Source organism: Bifidobacteriaceae bacterium (assembly GCA_031281585.1).
Classification (GTDB): Bacteria; Actinomycetota; Actinomycetes; order Actinomycetales; family WQXJ01; genus JAIRTF01.
Map to the genome: position 1 here is coordinate 1 of JAITFE010000118.1, position 16,561 is coordinate 16,561.

Below are 16,561 nucleotides of genomic sequence, written 5' to 3' on the forward strand. Positions count from 1 at the left end.
CGGCTACTTGACGCCCAGGGCCTGGAGGATGTCGGCGTCCGGGGTGGGGGCCTGCGGGGTCGGGGACTGCACGTCCGCCAGGACCTCGCGCACAATGGTGGTGCGCGCCTCCGTGACGGCCGCGCCGATCTCCCGCTCCGAGGTCTCCATGGCGGTCAGCAGTTGGCCGCGCACGGCGCGGCCCCAGCGGCTCGCCTCGACCAGCCCGTCGCACTGCGCCTTGATCGAATCCCGAATAGTCCAAATGGCCTGCTCCGGGAGGATGGGCGCCTGCGCCGCCTTCGCGGTCTCCGCGACCGCCTGCCCCGCGGCCTGGAAGGCGCCCTCAATCAAGCGCGCGGTGCCGTCCGCCAACGCCTGCCCCACCTCGCCGGATTCCTTCGCCAACGCGGCCTGCTGCCACATCACCAGCGACTTCTTGCCGCCCGGCAAACCCATGGTCCGGAACACCTGCAGCCTGCGCTGCATGGTGAAAGACACCCCGATCAGGTTGCGCACCGCCGGCGAGAGCGCGTACGCCAAGAAGAACTGCTGCCGCCAGTCGAACAGCGTCAACTCGACCGCTTGGATCGCCTCGGCCAGCGTCTGGGCCTCCTCCTCCAGGCCGGCCCGTCCCGGGTCATCCGCCGGGGTGGACGCCAGCCTCGCCTCCATCTCCGCAGCTCGCTTCGCGCCTTCCTCGCGCACCTGCTCCAGAGCCGCGAGCACTCCGACCAGGCCCGTCAGGGAGTCGTCATTGGCTTTGTAGAGTTGCTGCCCGCGCGAGACGTTGTCCGCGAGCCGCAGTTCCAACTGCCTGGTTTGCCCCGCCGCCGCGTCGAGCCGCTGCTCAATCGACTTCGACTCGCGGTACATCGCCTTCAGCGTGGACTTGCCGCTCCTCATCGCATGCCGAAGCTTGTTCATCAAGCCTTTAACCTTGCCGGATTCGAACTGCGCGCTGAACCCGTCCAACTGCCGCAAAATGCCGTTGACCACCTGATCGGCCTCAGGCAGTTCAATGTCGCGCTGCGCTGCCAGCAACTCGGAGGAAGTCTGGTTGACTTTCGCCAAAGCGGACTGGCCAAAGTCCAACAGCGCGTTGCGGTCGGCCAGCAGCCGGTTCGCCAGTTCGACGCCACGCCCGGCCAACAATTCGCGCTGGTCGGGCGCCAGCAGCGAGCGGAACTCCAGATGAGCCTGCGGGACCTCCGCCACCGCCTCGTCAGGGGGCACCGACGCGAGCGCCTTGGCCAGCGGCGATTCCGCCACCGGGTTGGCCTTTGGATCCCCGAGCAGCGAAGCCATGTCAACGGCGACGGGATCGGGAGAAGCGGTAGTGCTGGTCATGGTTTCGGCCTTTCGTGAGGGGAGTCGGGAGCATCATAAAGCCCGGCGGCCTGGTCGCGCTTGGCGCGGGCCAGGGCGTCGAGTGAGACTTGGAAGCGCAGGTCCTGGGCGGCGTTGACCTGTTTGATGTTGTTGACGATCTGCTCAGAGAAGGCCGCCACGGCCGCCTCCACCGCGCGCGCCCTGCCCGCCGGATCGTCCCACAGGTCGGGCCGGGTCAAGATGTCCAGGTAATAGTCCTCGCCGAGAACCTCCACCACCTTGGCCACCTGGTCGTGGTATTCGACGCGCGCCACCGCCTTCTGGTCGCCCGCGCCGCGGCGCTCCAAGCGCCGGAAAAGCTCCGAGGTGTCCGTGACGATCCGGGTGATCATCTGCGCCATCGCCTTGGCCGGGGCCATGGCCGGCGTAGGCGTCCGAACGTTCAGATAGCGCACCCGCAGAGCCCGCAGTTGCTCCAACTGGTCGGCCACGTCCCCCGGAGTCGCCTTGGACGGCTTCAGCGGGGCTTTCCCAGCCCCCCGCCCGCCGAACCGCCGAACCAGGAAGAAGATCAGCAACCCGATCAGCGTCAGCGGCACCACCACCACAAAGAACAACGTCCACAGCACCACCCGCACCACAGTCCGCCCGGCCCCAGCCCCAACGTCATCCGCCGATGCCGTCCAGTCCTCCCCGTCCACCACCTCGCCTTGGTCTTCAGCTTGGTCGAGCGCCTCAGCCAGACCGGCCACCGCCGCCACCAGCTTGTCCTCCAAGTCGCCGGCGACATCTTCGGCCTTGTTCGCTGGTTCCTGGGCCGCAGCCTGCCTCAATTCGAGCGAATCTGCGGACAAGTCGACGCCAGCAGCCACCAGCACAGTTGTCCAGTCAGTCTTTTCGCGGATGTCCACGGCGAAATCGCTGGGACTCGCCTCAAGCTTGGCGGTTCCCGGAAGCACCGCCACCGCCACCCGCCCAAGCGGATCGGCTCCAAGTACTTTCTCAAAGTCGATCCTGTCCGGAACTTCCTGCGACTGCCAAATCTGGGAGTCGGCGAGCCCTTGGACCGCCTCGTCCAAGTAGGTCACCGCCTGGGCGGGCGCGCCAACCGACACCGCCAGAGCGGTGGCTGCCAGTAGAGCAAGGGCAAGTCGGCGCATGAGTGGCTCCCGAAGGTCAGAAGTTGTTGATGACGGACGCGAACACAAGGTTGATCCGTTCCGGGTTCGAGGCGTCAAAGACCTGCCCTCCCGAAGCGGTGGCGATGCGCCCAAGGGCGGATTGGTCGGCGTCCGCGCCGTAGGCGATGGCGAAAATGCGGACCGGGGCGTCGTTGCCGCCCTCCCGGTTCGCGGCGTTGAGCTTGGCTACCAGCGAGTCCAGCGAGATCGCCGAATCGGTGTCATTCCCGTCGGAGAGCAGCACAATCGCGTTGATGCGGCCCGGCTGCGCGCGTTCGGTCATGGCGTCGAAAGCGGCCGCGACGGCATCGTACAAAGGCGTTCCCGCCTTGTGCGCCTGACGCAACGAGTCGAGCGAACGGGCCAGGGTCTCGCGGCTGGAGCCGAGCGGCTCCACGTCGCGAAGGGCGAAGGTGACCTGCGACTGGTCGTCCGGTGCCACGCCGGTGGTGAAAACCCACAGGCCCACCTCGTCGGTGGTGCGGAAGTGCTCCAGGGTGTTGGTGGCGCCCTCGATGGCCCCGTCCATCTTGCTGCGGCCGTCGTCCATCGGCTCCTCCATGGAGCCGGAGATGTCGATCAACTCCAGCACGGATGACGGCTTGCGGATGCGCACCCACTGGTCCAGCGCGGCCGAGACGGTCGCCACCGGCGGCTGCGGCAGGGTCACCGCCGGGCCCTCCGCCGTGACGCCGAACTTGGCGGTGAACAGTTCCCCCAACGGGACCGACTGGTCCAGCGGGCGGAAACCGTACTTGGGCAGTATCTCCTGCGCGGGTTTGGTCTGGACGAACTTGGTGAACGCCGTGGCGACGGTTTTTTGCTCCGCCGTGACCCAGGGGGCGCCGAGCACCGTCACCGGGTTGTCGGACCAGAGCGAGCCGCCGGCCGGATATATGGCGACCAGTTTCTCCTTGGGCGGGGTCAGGGTCTCGCCCGGCTCCACTACCTTCGAGGTCGGGTTGCCCTGGTTGTAATTGAGCAGAGAGGTCTCTTCCAGGGCGACGGCGGAGACGTAGGTGGAGCCGGCGGAGCCCTGCTGCGCTTCATCGTACAACCGTTGCAGGACTTTTCCGGTTGTGTCGCCGTAGTGGATGACGCAGTTTTCAAAGCCGGCTGAGAAATCGGCGGCCGCCGCCACGTCATCGGCGGTCAGGCCGTCCGCTTTGTCGGCGGCCGCGTAGGCCTGCATCAACAACATGGACAGCCCCGTGGTGGAGGTGTTCGGGTTGGTCTTGGCGATCCGGAACTGGCCCCACAAGGTCTTGGCCGGATCGATCGCGCCCCACCCGGCCGGATCCGCGCAGACCTCCGCGACCCGGTCCAGGCCGATCGGCGTGCCCGGCCAGCCCAGCGCGGTCGCCATCGACTCCGGCATGGCCAAGACCACGGGCGTGTGCGTGAAGGACTTCGCGCCTTCAACCAATGCGGGCGAGGCGGCGGCGGCCACACGGTCCACCCACACCATTGACGCGGGCGACCACAGCGCCGGCCAAAGCTCGCGGTCTTCGGTGGCGGGCCAGTCCCCGCCGGCGGAAAGATAACGTGTCGCGTCTCCGGATGTCACGTCCACCGGCCTGACGCTGGCGCAACCGTCCAACGCTTTCGCCTCCGGCGAATCCGCGAACGCCTCCGCCAGTTCGGCGAACAAGTTGACTTTCTCCGAGGACACCGCCGCGACCACGTGCACGCAGCCGTCGTCGGCGAAAACGCTGTCGCTTGGATCCTCGCCCTCTTCGAACACGCCCGGACCGCCCAGGCACGCGCTTGTCAGGAGCACCACCGCGGCGCCCGCCAGCGCTGCGGCTAGTCGGCGCGTGTTCAAGGGGGACCTCCTCAAAGAGTCGTTCTGCTAGCAAATCGGATCGGGTTGGCATGGGGCCACACGGGCGCGCGGCGAGCGCGCACCCGTCCCCGAGCCTCTACTATCATCCCCCGAACTCCCGGCCGATGCACGTTCCGCCGCCAAACGGCGCCTTCAGCCCGTTCACCGCTTCATCCACTCGCCCGCTTTGCCCCGCCCTTCCCCTCGCCCGCCGTCCCCATCGATTCCCTCGACTGTTTCGCCTCATACACCTCGACTGCTTCGCCCAATCCACCTCTGCGTTGTTCGCTCGCCCTGACTCGACGGCACAGAATCCGCCGGTCGGCGTCGACTGGCGGATTTTGTACCCGCGCGCGGCCGACTGGCGGATTTTGTTACACCCCTTGCGTCGAATGGCGGATTTTGTGCCCGCACACCGCCGACTGGCGGATTCTGTTACGCCTTGTTTGGCTGGCAGTGGATTCTGGGCGGGCCCGCCGTTTCCCACGGGTGCCCCCGCGAGCCGAGTCGGCGCGCGGTTAGGCTTGTGGGGCCGCGTGAAGTCGCAGACCGGCCGGCGCCGGTCCCACGCCGGCCAGACCGACCAACCGAGACCAGCAGCCACGCCCTGAGGAGCCGCCTTGTCCAACCCGCGTGACGCGCGCGTTTCCCGGCGTGGGGTCGGACTGGCGGCCGGCTATGTGGCCATCGGCTCAATCGGCATCCAGATCTCCTCGGCCGTGGCCGCCCAGGTGTTCGCCGTCACCGGTCCGATGGGGGCCAGCGCCATGCGCTACGCGATCGGCGCGTTGGCGCTGCTCGCGATCTTCCGCCCGAACCCGCGCACGCGGAGCAAACGCCGCTGGGGAACGATCATCCTCTACGGCGCCTCGCTGGCCGCCATGACGATGTGCCTTTACACCGCGATCGACCGCCTGCCGCTGGGCGTGGCGGTGACGCTGGAGTTCTTGGGCCCGTGCGCCGTCGCGCTCGCCCATTCCCGCCGCGCCGTCGATGCCGTCTGCGCCCTCGCCGCCCTAGCCGGCGTGGCGCTCATCGCGGGTCCGGCCGGCGCTTTCGACTTGCTGGGTTATGCCGCCGGACTCGGGGCTGCGGCGATGTTCGCGCTGTACACAATCCTGACCGCACGCCTCGGCGATTCGGACGGCGGCCTGGGAGACCTGGCCCTCGCGGTGGCCGTGGCCGCGGTGCTCGCGGCACCGCTCCTGCCCCGCGCCGCGGATGCCTACACGGGCCGCACACTGGCGCTGGTCACCGCATCGGCGCTGCTGGGCCTGGTGATCACCTACACCGTGGACATGTTGGCGGCGCGGGCCTCCTCCGCCCGCGTGGTTGGGACGCTGTTCAGCATCGACCCGGTGATGGGCCTGCTGGTCGGCTGGCTGGCATTGGACCAGCAGGTCCCTTGGACGGGCGTGGTCGGCGTGGCGATGGTGGCGGGCGCGGGAGCGCTCCTGGCCTGGTCCGCCAGGCCGGCGGACGCCGCCTGATTCCCGCCACAATTCGCACGGGAGGACTCGCCGCCGCTGACGCCCCGTGATTGCGAGCCTTTTTTTCTCGGTGTTGGCGCGGTTTCGCGGGTGAGTTTGATGCCGGCCACGCCCCGCGATGGCCAGCCATCCTTCTCGGTGTTGGCACGGTTGCGCCGGGCCAAACGATGATGATGAGCTATTACCCGGACACGCTCCCTTGGCCAAGTTTGCGCGAACCGAACAGGGGCGCCGAGGCGCGAAAACCGCAGAACACCCCCAGGGCCTTCTTGTCAGGCGCATCCTGGGCAAAGCCGACTCGCCACGGGATAGTGGGCGTCCCCGCAGGAGGCCAGCCGGATTGCCTACCGGGCGCGACCCCATGACGCCTCTTCGCCCGGGGGCAGCGACGCCATCAGAATGTCCTCGATATCGGTGGTGAAGTCTGCGGCGACAACCAAGAAGTCGCCGTCGATGACGCCCTCGGCCTCCAGGCGGCCGCGGACGCGTTTGGCCACGTCGATCAGGAGGTCGATGAACTTCTCGCAGGTGTCGCCGCCTGTCCTGGGCCTGCCGTTGACCCACACGTCCTCATCCACGCCTTGGTTGACTTCGTCATCCCGAGCCAGTTCCGCTTCCCAGTAATCCCATCGCTCCTGGGGCAGGAAGGCGCCGGATTGGCGTTCCCAGTCAGACGCCAGCCACAGGTCGAACTTCAGGGCTTCCTTCTCCCGCTCCTCAAGGAGGGCTATCCCGCCCATGTAGAAGCCTCCGGGCGTGCCGTCGGGATAGTCGATTCCCGCTTGGTCTTCGGGTTTGTCTATCGCCGCCGCCACAAATCGCATATCGGGATTGTCTCGAATCGTCTGGCGAATCCAGCCCGCGGCCCCGTCAACAAGTTCTTCACCCAACAACTCCCAGTCCACGCTCATACGGTAGCCCCAGCCAACGCGCACGCGATCGTGACGCCGCCGCAGCCAGCCTGGCCAGCCGCCTCTGCCTGCGCCAGACCTTCAGATTCACGAGTCCGAGGCCGGGAATTCGGCAGGAGTCAACCCCGACAGAAGCTGCCAACCGTCCAGATCCCGAACCGTTGGCATTTCCACAGCCGCTTGGATGAGTCGCGCCGCGACCGCCGGCTCAAACAGGTTGACCCAGACATCGTGATCGTCACACACGTGACCCGCCCACAGTGGTCCGCAGGACACGATCCGGTTGGCCGGGGCGTCTTCAGAAAAGACCACCCGATGGGATTCACGCTCCCGGTAGAAGGAGAGCACAGTCTCGCCATGGTGATCGCCCGGAGCGTGATGATGGGCAACGGACCAACGGTATGTCCGTCCATCGACGGTGATGCTTCTGACCCGCGCCCTGCCCATTTCCCCTACCCCTTCCGGAAGACCCCAGAACAGAGAGCACCGGCGTCCACAAACAACCCCCGCCCTGGGGCATTGCAGCACCCTACCAACGCGGCGGCTGCCATTGTGGTCAGAATTGATCGAGTTCGTCTTCCAGGTCGCGTAATTCTTCGAAGGCGCGGCGGCGCCGCGCCAGGCCTTCCCGCTTGGCTTCAAGCACATCCGCGGTCTTGAGGCGGTGGTGCGAGCCCTCCATGCGGGCCGGGATCTCCCCGTCGCGGATCATGCGCATCAACGTGGGACGCGACACCCCCAGTTGCTCCGCGGCCACAGTGGTCGTGAGTTCCTCGGGCAGACTGTGGATGGCCAGGGCCTTGCCCGATGCGATGGCCCCGAGCACGGCCTGTAGCAGCTTCGCGAGTTCCCGCGGCAACGCCTGGGGGCCATCGGGTCCGTCGATCAGCAGCATTCCCGTTCCCGCCCTCGTTTGGCGCGCAAGAGGGCGAGTCCCGGACGGCCGTCCGGACCACCGCAGGCGCTTGGCATGCGGCCGGTTTGGCGGAGAAACAGGTACCGTCCCCGTTTGGTTGGTGGCAATTCATTGCGCGTTGAGATACGCTGGCCCAAGCGTTCGGTCCCACAAGTGCTTAAAGGAGCACCCATGCCCCCAGGTGCCAAGCGCCGCCCGGACGGCGGCGGACTGGGGCCGCCGCACGCCCGGCCCGGCGGCCGGGAGGGGCATCCGCCGCAGGGCGGTTGCCCGGGGCCCGCAGACGCCCAGGCCGCGCATGAGCCGCACCGGCCCGGGCGGCGGCCGGGGCCCACCACCACCGCGCAAGCGATCCTGACCCACGCCCGCGACCAGTTCTCACGCCACGGCTACGCCAAGACCTCGCTGCGGGCCATCGCGGAGGCCGCCGGCGTTGACCCCGCGCTGATCTCCCATTTCTTCGGGTCCAAACGCGGATTGTTCGATGCCGCCATCCAAGTCCCGCTCACCCCCGACCTCCCGGCCATGGTCGAGTTCCGCACCTCCGACAAGGAGCCCGTCGAGCGCCTGGCCACCATGTACGTCAAACTCTGGGAGACTCCCGAAGTCGCCCAGGCCCTGTCCGCCATTGTCCTCGAAGCGGCGCATGACACCGCCGCCGCCCGCGCCATGGCGCGGTTCATGTACACCTGGGTCGGCGAGCCCCTGGTCCGCGAACTCGGCTCCGACCACCCCGAACTGCGCCTGCGCATGATGGTCGGCTTCATGGGCGCCATCGCTCTGCAGCGCCAGTTCGACCCGAACTGCATGCTCGCCTCGCTCGGCACCGACCAACTGATCGAGTTGATGGTGCCCACCATGCGCTTCATCTTGACCCATCCGCTGCCGGGAGACGCCCCGTGACAGAACTCGCCCAAGAAGCCGCCCCCCTCCAGTCGACGCCGTCGCCGCCGCTGCGCTTGGGGATTGACATCGGCTCGACCACGGTCAAAGCGGTGCTGCTCGACGCCCTGGACGCCAGCCAGTCGGCTCAGCCCGACCAGCACGCGGAACCAGGCCTCGCGGCGCGAGAACGCCGACAAGACCCAGACCACCAGCCGGGCGCCGGCCCCGCCCCGCGCGTGTTGTTCGAGGACTACCGGCGCCACCACGCGGACGTGCGAATCGAACTCTCGAAGCTGCTGGGCGGCATCGTGCGACAATTCCCCGGCCGGCGGGCCCACGTGACGGTGACGGGGTCCGGCGGGCTGGGCGTCGCGGAGGCGCTGGGCGTGCCCTTCGCCCAAGAGGTCATCGCTGAGACGGAGGCGATCCGCCAATTGGACCCGGGCGCGGACGTGATCATCGAACTGGGCGGCGAGGACGCCAAGATCACCTACCTGCGGCCGGTCGTGGAGCAGCGCATGAACGGCACGTGCGCGGGCGGGACCGGCGCGTTCATCGACCAAATGGCCACGCTGTTGGGGACGGACGCGGCCGGTTTGGACGCGCTCGCGGCCGGCTACCAGACGCTCCACCCGATCGCCTCGCGCTGCGGGGTGTTCGCCAAGACGGACTTGCAGCCGCTCCTGAACGACGGCGCCCGCCACGAGGACCTGGCGGCGTCCATTTTCCAGGCCGTGGCCACGCAGACCATCGCCGGGTTGGCGTGCGGGCGCCCGGTCCGGGGCCGCGTGGTCCTGTTGGGCGGCCCGTTGTTCTTCTTGCCGCAGCTTAGGGCCGCTTTTGGGCGCGCCCTCGAAGAGGCCGGCGCGGCGTTGTCCTGCCCGCCGAACGCCCAGTTGGCCGTCGCGCTGGGCGCGGCTTTCCTATCCGCCGATGCCGTCCCGGTCGGTTTGGACGAATTGGCCGCCCGCGCCCACGAGATTCACGAACAGGGCCCCGGGGCCGCCGGCCGGCTGCGCCCGCTGTTCACCGACGCCGCCGAGCAGGCCGCGTTCGAGGAGCGGCACGCCCGCGCGCGGGTCAAGCGCATCCCCGTCGAAGACGCGCGCGGGGCCTGTTTCCTTGGCATTGACGCGGGCTCCACGACCATCAAAGCGGTGGTGATCGATTCGGAGGGCCGCATCTGCCACACGCACTACCAGCCCAACCAGGGGTCCATCGTGGCCGCGGCCGCCCAGATTGTGAACCAGGCCCGCCGCGCCCTGCCCGGCCCGGCGATCATCGCGCGGGCCTGCGTGACCGGCTATGGCGAGGGGCTGGTCCGCGCCGCGCTCCATGTTGACGACGGCGAAGTCGAGACCATGGCCCACTACCGCGCCGCCGAATTCCTCCAGCCGGAGGTCACCTCGGTGATCGACATTGGCGGGCAGGACATGAAGTACCTGCGGATAGTCGACGGCGCGATCGACGAGATCCGCGTCAACGAGGCCTGCTCGTCCGGGTGCGGCAGCTTCCTGCAGACCTTCGCCCAGACCATGTCGCTTGACGTGGAGGCGTTCTGCCAGGCCGCGGTGGCGTCCTTCGCACCCGTTAACCTGGGCTCGCGCTGCACGGTGTTCATGAACTCCTCGGTCAAGGCCGCCCAGAAGGACGGCGCCTCCGTGGGGGACATAGCCGCCGGGCTCAGTTATTCGGTGATCCGCAACGCCCTCTACAAGGTCATCAAGTTGCGCGACCCGGGCCAGTTGGGCCCGCATGTGGTGGTCCAGGGCGGCACCTTCTTGTCCGATGCCGTCCTTAGGGCTTTCGAGCTCTTGACCGGTTTGGAGGTCATCCGGCCGGACATCGCCGGGCTGATGGGGGCCTTTGGAGCCGCGCTGATCGCGCGGTCGCGTTTTGCCCCCGGCGCCCCGTCGCGGTTGCTCGCGCCCCTGGCGCTGCGGTCCTTGAAGGTGGACACCCACACCGAGACCTGCCGGCTCTGCCAAAACCACTGCCAGTGCACCATCTCCCAGTTCCCGGACGGGTCGCGGCATGTGTCCGGAAACCGGTGCGAGCGGGCGGGGGACCGTGAGAGGGACAAGTCCGACCTGCCCAATCTGTTCGACTTCAAGTACAAGCGGCTGTTCGCCTACAGACGGTTGACTGAGAAGGCCGCCACGCGGGGCTCGATCGGCGTTCCGCGCGCGCTCAACATGTATGAGAACTATCCGTTCTGGTTCACCGTGCTGACCAAACTGGGTTTCCGGGTGGTGCTGTCCGGGCGTTCCAACCACGAGTTGTTCGTGGCGGGGATGGACTCCATCGCCTCGGAGAACATCTGCTACCCGGCCAAGCTGGTCCACGGGCACATCGAGCAGTTGGTGGCGCGCGGGGTCCGCACTGTCTTCTATCCCTCGGTGTCCTATGAGCGGGAGTTGGCCGAAGGCGCGGACAACCACTTCAACTGCCCGGTTGTGACCTCGTACCCGCAGGTGATCGCGAACAACGTGGAATCCCTGCGGGACGGCGCCGTGCGCCTGATCAACCCGTTCTTCAACCTGGCGTTGCCGGACAAGCTGGCCGAGCGGCTGGTGGAGGAGTTCGCGGATTGGGCGGTCACGCCGGAGGAGGCCGCCGCGGCGGTGGCCGCCGGGTACGCCGAGCAGGCGGCCTTCACAGCCGAAATCCAGGCCGCCGGCCGCGACGCGCTGGAGTTCATGGAGCGGACCGGCACCAAGGGGATTGTGCTGGCCGGACGGCCGTACCACGTGGACCCGGAAATCCACCACGGCATCCCAGAGCTGATCACCTCGTTGGGGATGGCGGTCCTGACCGAGGATTCGGTGTGCCAACTGGGCGAGGTCGAACGCCCGCTGCGGTCCCGCGACCAGTGGGCCTATCATTCCAGGCTCTACCAGGCCGCCGCCGCCGTCCGGCCCCGCGCCGAGTTGGAACTGGTCCAGTTGAACTCGTTCGGCTGCGGCCTGGACGCCATCACCTCCGACCAGGTCCAGGAGATCCTGCATTCCGCCGGGCGGGTCCACACACTGTTGAAGATCGACGAGGTCTCCAACCTGGGCGCGGCCCGCATCCGATTGCGCTCCCTGGCGGCCGCCGCCGGGGCGCGGGCCGAGCGCGCCTCCGGCGGAGCGGGCGGGGCCGAACCGGAGTCCTACGCCGCCAAGCGGCGCCTGTTCACCCGGGAGATGAAGGCCACGCACACGATCATCGCCCCGCAGATGTCGCCGGTTCATTTCTCGCTGTTGGAGGCGGCCTTCCAGGGCTCCGGCTACGACGTCAGAATCCTTCGGACCGTGGACGCGGAGGACGTGGAGACGGGTCTGCGCCACGTCAACAACGACTCCTGTTACCCCGCCATCATGGTGGTTGGGCAATTGGTGGCGGAGTTCACGTCCGGCCGGGCCGTTCCGGAGTCGACATCCGTGCTGATCACCCAAACGGGCGGCATGTGCCGGGCGACCAACTACGTGGGCCTGCTGCGCAAGGCGCTGGCGGAGGCCGGCTACCCCGAAGTCGCGGTGATAGCGATGTCCACGCAGGGCCTGGAGCGAAACCCGGGCTTCAAGCTCTCGCTCGGGCTGATGCACCGTTGCATGCAGGCGATTGTGCTGGGTGACCTGCTCCAGTCGGCGGTGCTGGCCGTCCGGCCGTATGAGGCGGTGCCCGGTTCGACAATGGAGTTGTACCACCGGCTCGACTCGGCCGGGCGGCGGCTGCTCAGTCGCGGCGCGCTTGGCTACGCGCGCCTCGTCAGGCGGATCGTCCGCGAATTCGACAACCTGGAGACGGTGGCGGGAGAGCGGCGGCTGCCGGTCGGCATCGTCGGCGAAATCCTGGTGAAGTTCCACCCCGACGCGAACAACCAGGTGGTGGACGTGGTGGAGGCGGAGGGGTTCGAGGCGCGGCTGCCGGGGTTGATGGAGTTCGTGCTGAACGGGATGTACACGGTCGAATGGAACTACCGGACGCTGGGCACCGGGCGCAAAACGCTGCGCCTGAAGCAGTTTGTGCGCTGGCTGCTTGAACGCTACCGCGACCCCGCCAAATGGGCGCTGGCCAGGGCGCGGACCGGCTTCCCGAAGCCCGGCGACATGTCAGCCATGGCGCGCCAGGCCAGCGAAATCTGCTCCCTGGGGAACCAGGCCGGGGAAGGCTGGCTGCTCACCGCGGAGATTCTGGAGTTGATCGAATCCGGCGTCAAGTCGATCATCTGCGCGCAACCGTTCGCCTGCCTCCCCAACCACGTGACCGGCAAGGGCATGTTCCGGGAGATCATGCGCCGCCATCCGGGCGTCAACATTGTGACCATCGAATACGATCCGGGGGCCAGCCCCGTCAACCAACTCAACCGCATCAAGCTGCTGCTGGCGGCGGCCAAACTGGCGGCCGCGGAGGAGGCGGCGGGTGCGGGTCCGGCTGCGGGCACAGGTCAGGCCGGCGGCGCGGCCGCGACGCCTTCGACTCCGCTGGCCGTTCCGCCGCCGCTCGGCGAGCCGGCCGACCGCGTCCCGGCGGCCGAAGTTGTTGGACTGTAATCCAACTCCCCCGCGTTTGGCCAAACGAGTTGGAACGTACTCCAACTTCTTGCCGATTTCGGCCGCGAGTTGGAATACACTCCAACTTTTCGCCAGATGAGCGCCCGAGTTGGAGCGTGTTCCAACTCGTTTCGCCCCGTGCCAGGGTCAACAAACTCAAATGCACGGCATCGCTCGCCAAGGGCTCCGGCGCGTCGCCCGGACCGCCGCGAGCGTGCCGAACGTCCCCCGGACCGGCGGGGCAGGATGACTAGCGTCAGTGGTGTCCCATTCCGTCCACAAGGAGGCAAACCATGTCCAATCCACCAACCAAGGTTGTCCTGTACGGGAGCGGGTTGATGGGCGCCATCATCATCCGCTACCTGCTTGAGAAGGGGTTCGAGTTGATCGGGGTGATCGACAACAACCCGAAGCTGATCGGCCAGGACGCGGGCCAGCTCGCCGGCCTGGGCCGCGACCTTGGCGTGACCGTGTCGGATGACGCGGAGGAGGTCCTCTCACGCGGCGGCGACGTCGCCATTCTGACCCTGCTCAGTTTGATGAGCGACATGGAGCCGTTCTTCGCGGCCTGCGCGCGCCACGGCGTCAACGCGATCTCCACCTGCGAGGAGGCGTTCTACCCGCGCACCACCTCGCCGGAGATCACGGCCCGGCTGGATCGGCTCGCCAAGGACCACGGGGTCACGCTGACCGGATCCGGCTACCAGGACGTGTACTGGGGCAACCTCGCCACGGTGGTCGCGGGCTCCACCCAGCGGGTCACCGCCATGGAGGGGTTTAGCTCCTACAACGTTGACGACTACGGGATCGCGTTGGCGCAGGTCCACGGCGTGGGGCTGACCGCCGAGGAGTTCCAGCGCGACATCGCGGACGCCAACGTGCCCTCCTTCGCCATGAACGTGCCCGGCTGGATCGCCTCCCAAATGGGGCTCGACATCACGGAGATCACCCAGGAGTTGATGCCGGAATTCGTCACCGAGCCGCTCGAGTCCTCCACCCTGGGCCGGACCATCCAGCCCGGCCAGGCCGCCGGCATGACCGCCAAGGCGACGGCCCGCACCCGCCAGGGGATCGACATCGTCATGAGCGTGCAGGGCAGGGTTTACGGCCCGGGCGAGGTGGACCACAACGACTGGGTGATCCACGGCGAGCCGACCACCCGCGTGAAGATCGCCGAGCCGGCCACCGTCGAGTTGACCTGCGCCACCATTGTCAACCGCCTCCCGCAGGTGATCGCCGCCGAGCCGGGCTTCACAACTCTGGAAAAGCTCCGCCCCGCCCCGTACCTGCTGCCGGTCATTTAGCGGCCGCGCTCGCGTTTCCGCCAAGCCGGCTGGACGTTGCCCTGTGCCGTCCGGCCGGCTTGGCATGCCACCCCGGGCCTCCGGGCCCAAGACCGCCGCGCCGAGGGCACGCGGGCGAACGGCAAGGCGCACGTGTGAGTGACAACTGAGTGACAAAACGGTACTGTGGCTTGGGAGGTGCACCGTGGAATACTTGACAGTTCGCGATCTGCGAAGCGAGCCGGGCCGGGCTTGGAAGAGGCTGGCCGAGGAGGGGATGGCGGTGGTGACGAATCACGGTCGCCCGCAGGCGCTGATGATCGACGTGGACGGCGCCACTCTGGGCCAGACTCTGGAGGCCGTGCGCATGGGCCGAGCCATGCAAGCTTTGGCGGCAATGCGCGAGCAGGCGGCGGCGGCTGGGCTGGACGGACTTTCGATGGAGGAGATAGACGCCGAAATCGCGGCGGCGCGCGCGGAACGCCATGCCCGCTAGGCGGGTGGTGCTTGACGCCAACATCCTGGTCTCCGCGCTATTGACGCCCCTCGGCCCCCCTGGCCGCGTCCTTGAATTGGCGCTGGTAGGCGAGGTCGTCATGTATTACGACTCGCGAATCATGGCCGAGTACCGCGAGGTCCTGGGCCGCCCCAAGTATCCTTTCAGCTCAGCCCAAATCGCAGCATTGCTGGACCAGCTTCAGGCGGTTGGCGTGCCCACCATCGGCGCCCCGTCAGTCCGGCTACCTGACCCGGATGACGCCCCATTCGCGGAAGTCGCCGAGCAAGCTCAAGCGTGGTTGGTGACCGGAAACCTGCGCCACTATCCCGGCTTGAGGTGCGCCATCGGCCCGGCCAGCTTCCTCGCCGCAGAGCAGACCCGGGCGGCCGCGCCGCCGGAAGCACACGGCCGCCCGCAGATGGTGCCGCCGCCCGGCATCACCCATACCCGCGGCGCTGGTCAATCTTCGCCTTGATCCGGCTGCCCTTGTACGGGCCGCGGTTCACCCCCGCCCCATCTCTAGTCGGCGCCGCCTGGAAATCCAAAGGCCTCCCCTCCGCCTCCCACTCAAGACGGTACGACACCTGCCGATCAAACTCTGAGCGCAGCGTGCGTTCCCTGGACGCCTCATAATCCGGATCAGAATGATCCAACAGCGTTCGAAAGATCGACGCCAACGAGTTCCCGACCGCGTCCAGGGGAGCCGACGGAACCGGGAACGTGCCCATATCCACCAAGAACTCACCCGTACGGCTGAAATTGAACCGCTCGCGCCGCCAACAAACCCATTTTGAACCGGGCAACTGCGAAATCACCACGTCCGCGAAGTAGAACCCCACCATCTCAAGCAGGCGGTAATACTCAGCCAGGCCCAGGCCTCCGGGCGATGGACGCTCGTTGCCGCTGATTCTAGTCCACACTGGCAACCAATCCAACCCGTCATTCCAGTTCCCTCCCGCCATCACTGGCACGGCCAGCCACTCGCCCAAAGGACCCAACGACTCAGGGCTGCCGTCCAACTCAGTACCGCCCGTGGACGCCATCAAACCGCGCAACTCGTGCAGCCGCCTAGGCCTCGCGGCTATGAATCGGCCGAACATAGAATCTTGGAACGCCCAATATCCACGGGTGCCAAGGTTGAACGGATTATCCTCCACGCCCCTCGCCTGGGCGATCACCCTCTCGATCTCAGCCTTGCTCGCCATCGCTCAGGTCCTCCGCAAATAGATGGTGTACGGGTCTCTGGCTTCGCGAACTCCGCAACGAGAGCGTGCGCGGGCTGACCGCATCCTGTCGCCGGCATCACCCATACCCGCGCCGCTCGCCAAACTTCGCCTTGATCCGGCTGCCCTTGTACGGGCCGCGGTTCACCCCCGCCCCATCTCCAGTCGGCGCCGCCTGGAAATCCAAAGGCCTCCCCTCCGCCTCCCACTTAAGGCGCCAAAGCACATTCATGTCGAACTCCGAACACAGCGTGTATTCCTTGGACGCCTCGTATTCCGGGTCGCCCGGGTCCGGAAGAGTCGGCCACACCGAACGGATCGATCTGGACGCGCTCATCAACGGGTCCGCCGGATGCGGGAACGTGCCCATGTCGACCAAGAAGTCGCCCGTCCGGTTCGTGTTGAACCTCTCATCCCGCCAACACACCCACTTCGCGCCCGGCAACTGCGACATCAACACATCCGCGAAATAAAACGCCACCCGCTCCTCCAACCGGAG

General features: G+C 67.5%; 14 protein-coding genes and 1 pseudogene. 7 read left to right on the top strand and 8 right to left on the bottom strand.

The window, feature by feature from the left end; translation table 11 throughout:
* Window positions 1-3: 3 nt before the first annotated feature.
* From LBC97_12755 to LBC97_12765, 3 genes are read right to left on the bottom strand one after another with little or no spacing between them, the layout of a single operon-like run.
* On the bottom strand, window positions 4-1,329 hold the full coding sequence (locus LBC97_12755) for a toxic anion resistance protein (protein MDR2566897.1): 1,326 nt from the start codon (window positions 1,327-1,329) through the stop codon (window positions 4-6).
* A complete protein-coding gene (locus LBC97_12760; protein MDR2566898.1) occupies window positions 1,326-2,471 on the bottom strand; it encodes a hypothetical protein in 1,146 nt (381 codons plus the stop codon). Before LBC97_12760 ends, LBC97_12755 begins: the two co-directional genes overlap by 4 nt.
* A gap of 16 nt (window positions 2,472-2,487) precedes the next feature.
* Window positions 2,488-4,317: a substrate-binding and VWA domain-containing protein gene (locus tag LBC97_12765; GenBank protein MDR2566899.1), complete on the bottom strand. Its 1,830-nt coding sequence runs from the start codon at window positions 4,315-4,317 to the stop codon at window positions 2,488-2,490.
* Window positions 4,318-4,937: 620 nt separating this feature from the next.
* Between LBC97_12765 and LBC97_12770 the strand changes: the two genes are divergently transcribed.
* Complete coding sequence (locus tag LBC97_12770) at window positions 4,938-5,807, top strand: EamA family transporter (GenBank protein MDR2566900.1); 870 nt, start codon at window positions 4,938-4,940, stop codon at window positions 5,805-5,807.
* Between the two features lie 344 nt (window positions 5,808-6,151).
* Here LBC97_12770 and LBC97_12775 read toward each other — a convergent pair whose 3' ends face one another.
* The 3 genes from LBC97_12775 to LBC97_12785 all read right to left on the bottom strand — a co-directional run bounded on the left by LBC97_12775 (window position 6,152) and on the right by LBC97_12785 (window position 7,613).
* Window positions 6,152-6,631: a hypothetical protein gene (locus LBC97_12775; protein MDR2566901.1), complete on the bottom strand. Its 480-nt coding sequence runs from the start codon at window positions 6,629-6,631 to the stop codon at window positions 6,152-6,154.
* A gap of 174 nt (window positions 6,632-6,805) precedes the next feature.
* Window positions 6,806-7,066, bottom strand: coding sequence for a hypothetical protein (locus LBC97_12780; protein MDR2566902.1), 261 nt, complete (start codon window positions 7,064-7,066; stop codon window positions 6,806-6,808).
* Window positions 7,067-7,274: 208 nt separating this feature from the next.
* A complete protein-coding gene (locus LBC97_12785) occupies window positions 7,275-7,613 on the bottom strand; it encodes an excisionase family DNA-binding protein (protein ID MDR2566903.1) in 339 nt (112 codons plus the stop codon).
* A gap of 372 nt (window positions 7,614-7,985) precedes the next feature.
* On the opposite strand from LBC97_12785, the pseudogene LBC97_12790 reads away from it, so the two are divergent.
* The 6 genes and pseudogenes from LBC97_12790 (at window position 7,986) to LBC97_12815 (ending at window position 15,314) form a co-directional block, all read left to right on the top strand.
* Window positions 7,986-8,114, top strand: a pseudogene (locus LBC97_12790) (TetR family transcriptional regulator).
* Between the two features lie 96 nt (window positions 8,115-8,210).
* The gene (locus tag LBC97_12795; protein ID MDR2566904.1) at window positions 8,211-8,537 is read left to right on the top strand and encodes a hypothetical protein; all 327 of its coding nucleotides are present in this window, start codon (window positions 8,211-8,213) and stop codon (window positions 8,535-8,537) included.
* Complete coding sequence (locus LBC97_12800) at window positions 8,534-13,057, top strand: acyl-CoA dehydratase activase-related protein (GenBank protein MDR2566905.1); 4,524 nt, start codon at window positions 8,534-8,536, stop codon at window positions 13,055-13,057. Before LBC97_12795 ends, LBC97_12800 begins: the two co-directional genes overlap by 4 nt.
* A gap of 293 nt (window positions 13,058-13,350) precedes the next feature.
* Window positions 13,351-14,361 (top strand): dihydrodipicolinate reductase, encoded by a 1,011-nt coding sequence (locus LBC97_12805; protein MDR2566906.1) that lies wholly within the window; start codon window positions 13,351-13,353, stop codon window positions 14,359-14,361.
* Window positions 14,362-14,545: 184 nt separating this feature from the next.
* The gene (locus tag LBC97_12810) at window positions 14,546-14,836 is read left to right on the top strand and encodes a hypothetical protein (protein ID MDR2566907.1); all 291 of its coding nucleotides are present in this window, start codon (window positions 14,546-14,548) and stop codon (window positions 14,834-14,836) included.
* Window positions 14,826-15,314 carry a putative toxin-antitoxin system toxin component, PIN family gene (locus tag LBC97_12815; GenBank protein MDR2566908.1) on the top strand — a complete coding sequence of 163 codons (489 nt, stop codon included), beginning with the start codon at window positions 14,826-14,828 and terminating at the stop codon, window positions 15,312-15,314. The genes LBC97_12810 and LBC97_12815 overlap by 11 nt, the downstream gene beginning before the upstream one ends.
* Here LBC97_12815 and LBC97_12820 read toward each other — a convergent pair.
* Both LBC97_12820 and LBC97_12825 read right to left on the bottom strand, forming a co-directional pair.
* The gene (locus LBC97_12820; GenBank protein MDR2566909.1) at window positions 15,277-16,044 is read right to left on the bottom strand and encodes a hypothetical protein; all 768 of its coding nucleotides are present in this window, start codon (window positions 16,042-16,044) and stop codon (window positions 15,277-15,279) included. The two genes, LBC97_12815 and LBC97_12820, sit on opposite strands and share 38 nt — an antisense overlap.
* A 97-nt stretch (window positions 16,045-16,141) precedes the next feature.
* The coding region (locus LBC97_12825; protein MDR2566910.1) for a hypothetical protein at window positions 16,142-16,561 on the bottom strand (420 nt) is incomplete at its 5' end.

Excerpts from the sequence above, each read along its gene's own strand:
- LBC97_12755 (MDR2566897.1), bottom strand. The coding sequence starts at position 1,329 with ATGACCAGCACTACCGCTTCTCCCGATCCCGTCGCCGTTGACATGGCT.
- LBC97_12760 (MDR2566898.1), bottom strand. The coding sequence starts at position 2,471 with ATGCGCCGACTTGCCCTTGCTCTACTGGCAGCCACCGCTCTGGCGGTG.
- LBC97_12775 (MDR2566901.1), bottom strand. The coding sequence starts at position 6,631 with ATGCGATTTGTGGCGGCGGCGATAGACAAACCCGAAGACCAAGCGGGA.
- LBC97_12785 (MDR2566903.1), bottom strand. The coding sequence starts at position 7,613 with ATGCTGCTGATCGACGGACCCGATGGCCCCCAGGCGTTGCCGCGGGAA.
- LBC97_12795 (MDR2566904.1), top strand. The coding sequence starts at position 8,211 with ATGTACGTCAAACTCTGGGAGACTCCCGAAGTCGCCCAGGCCCTGTCC.
- LBC97_12805 (MDR2566906.1), top strand. The coding sequence starts at position 13,351 with ATGTCCAATCCACCAACCAAGGTTGTCCTGTACGGGAGCGGGTTGATG.
- LBC97_12815 (MDR2566908.1), top strand. The coding sequence starts at position 14,826 with ATGCCCGCTAGGCGGGTGGTGCTTGACGCCAACATCCTGGTCTCCGCG.
- LBC97_12820 (MDR2566909.1), bottom strand. The coding sequence starts at position 16,044 with ATGGCGAGCAAGGCTGAGATCGAGAGGGTGATCGCCCAGGCGAGGGGC.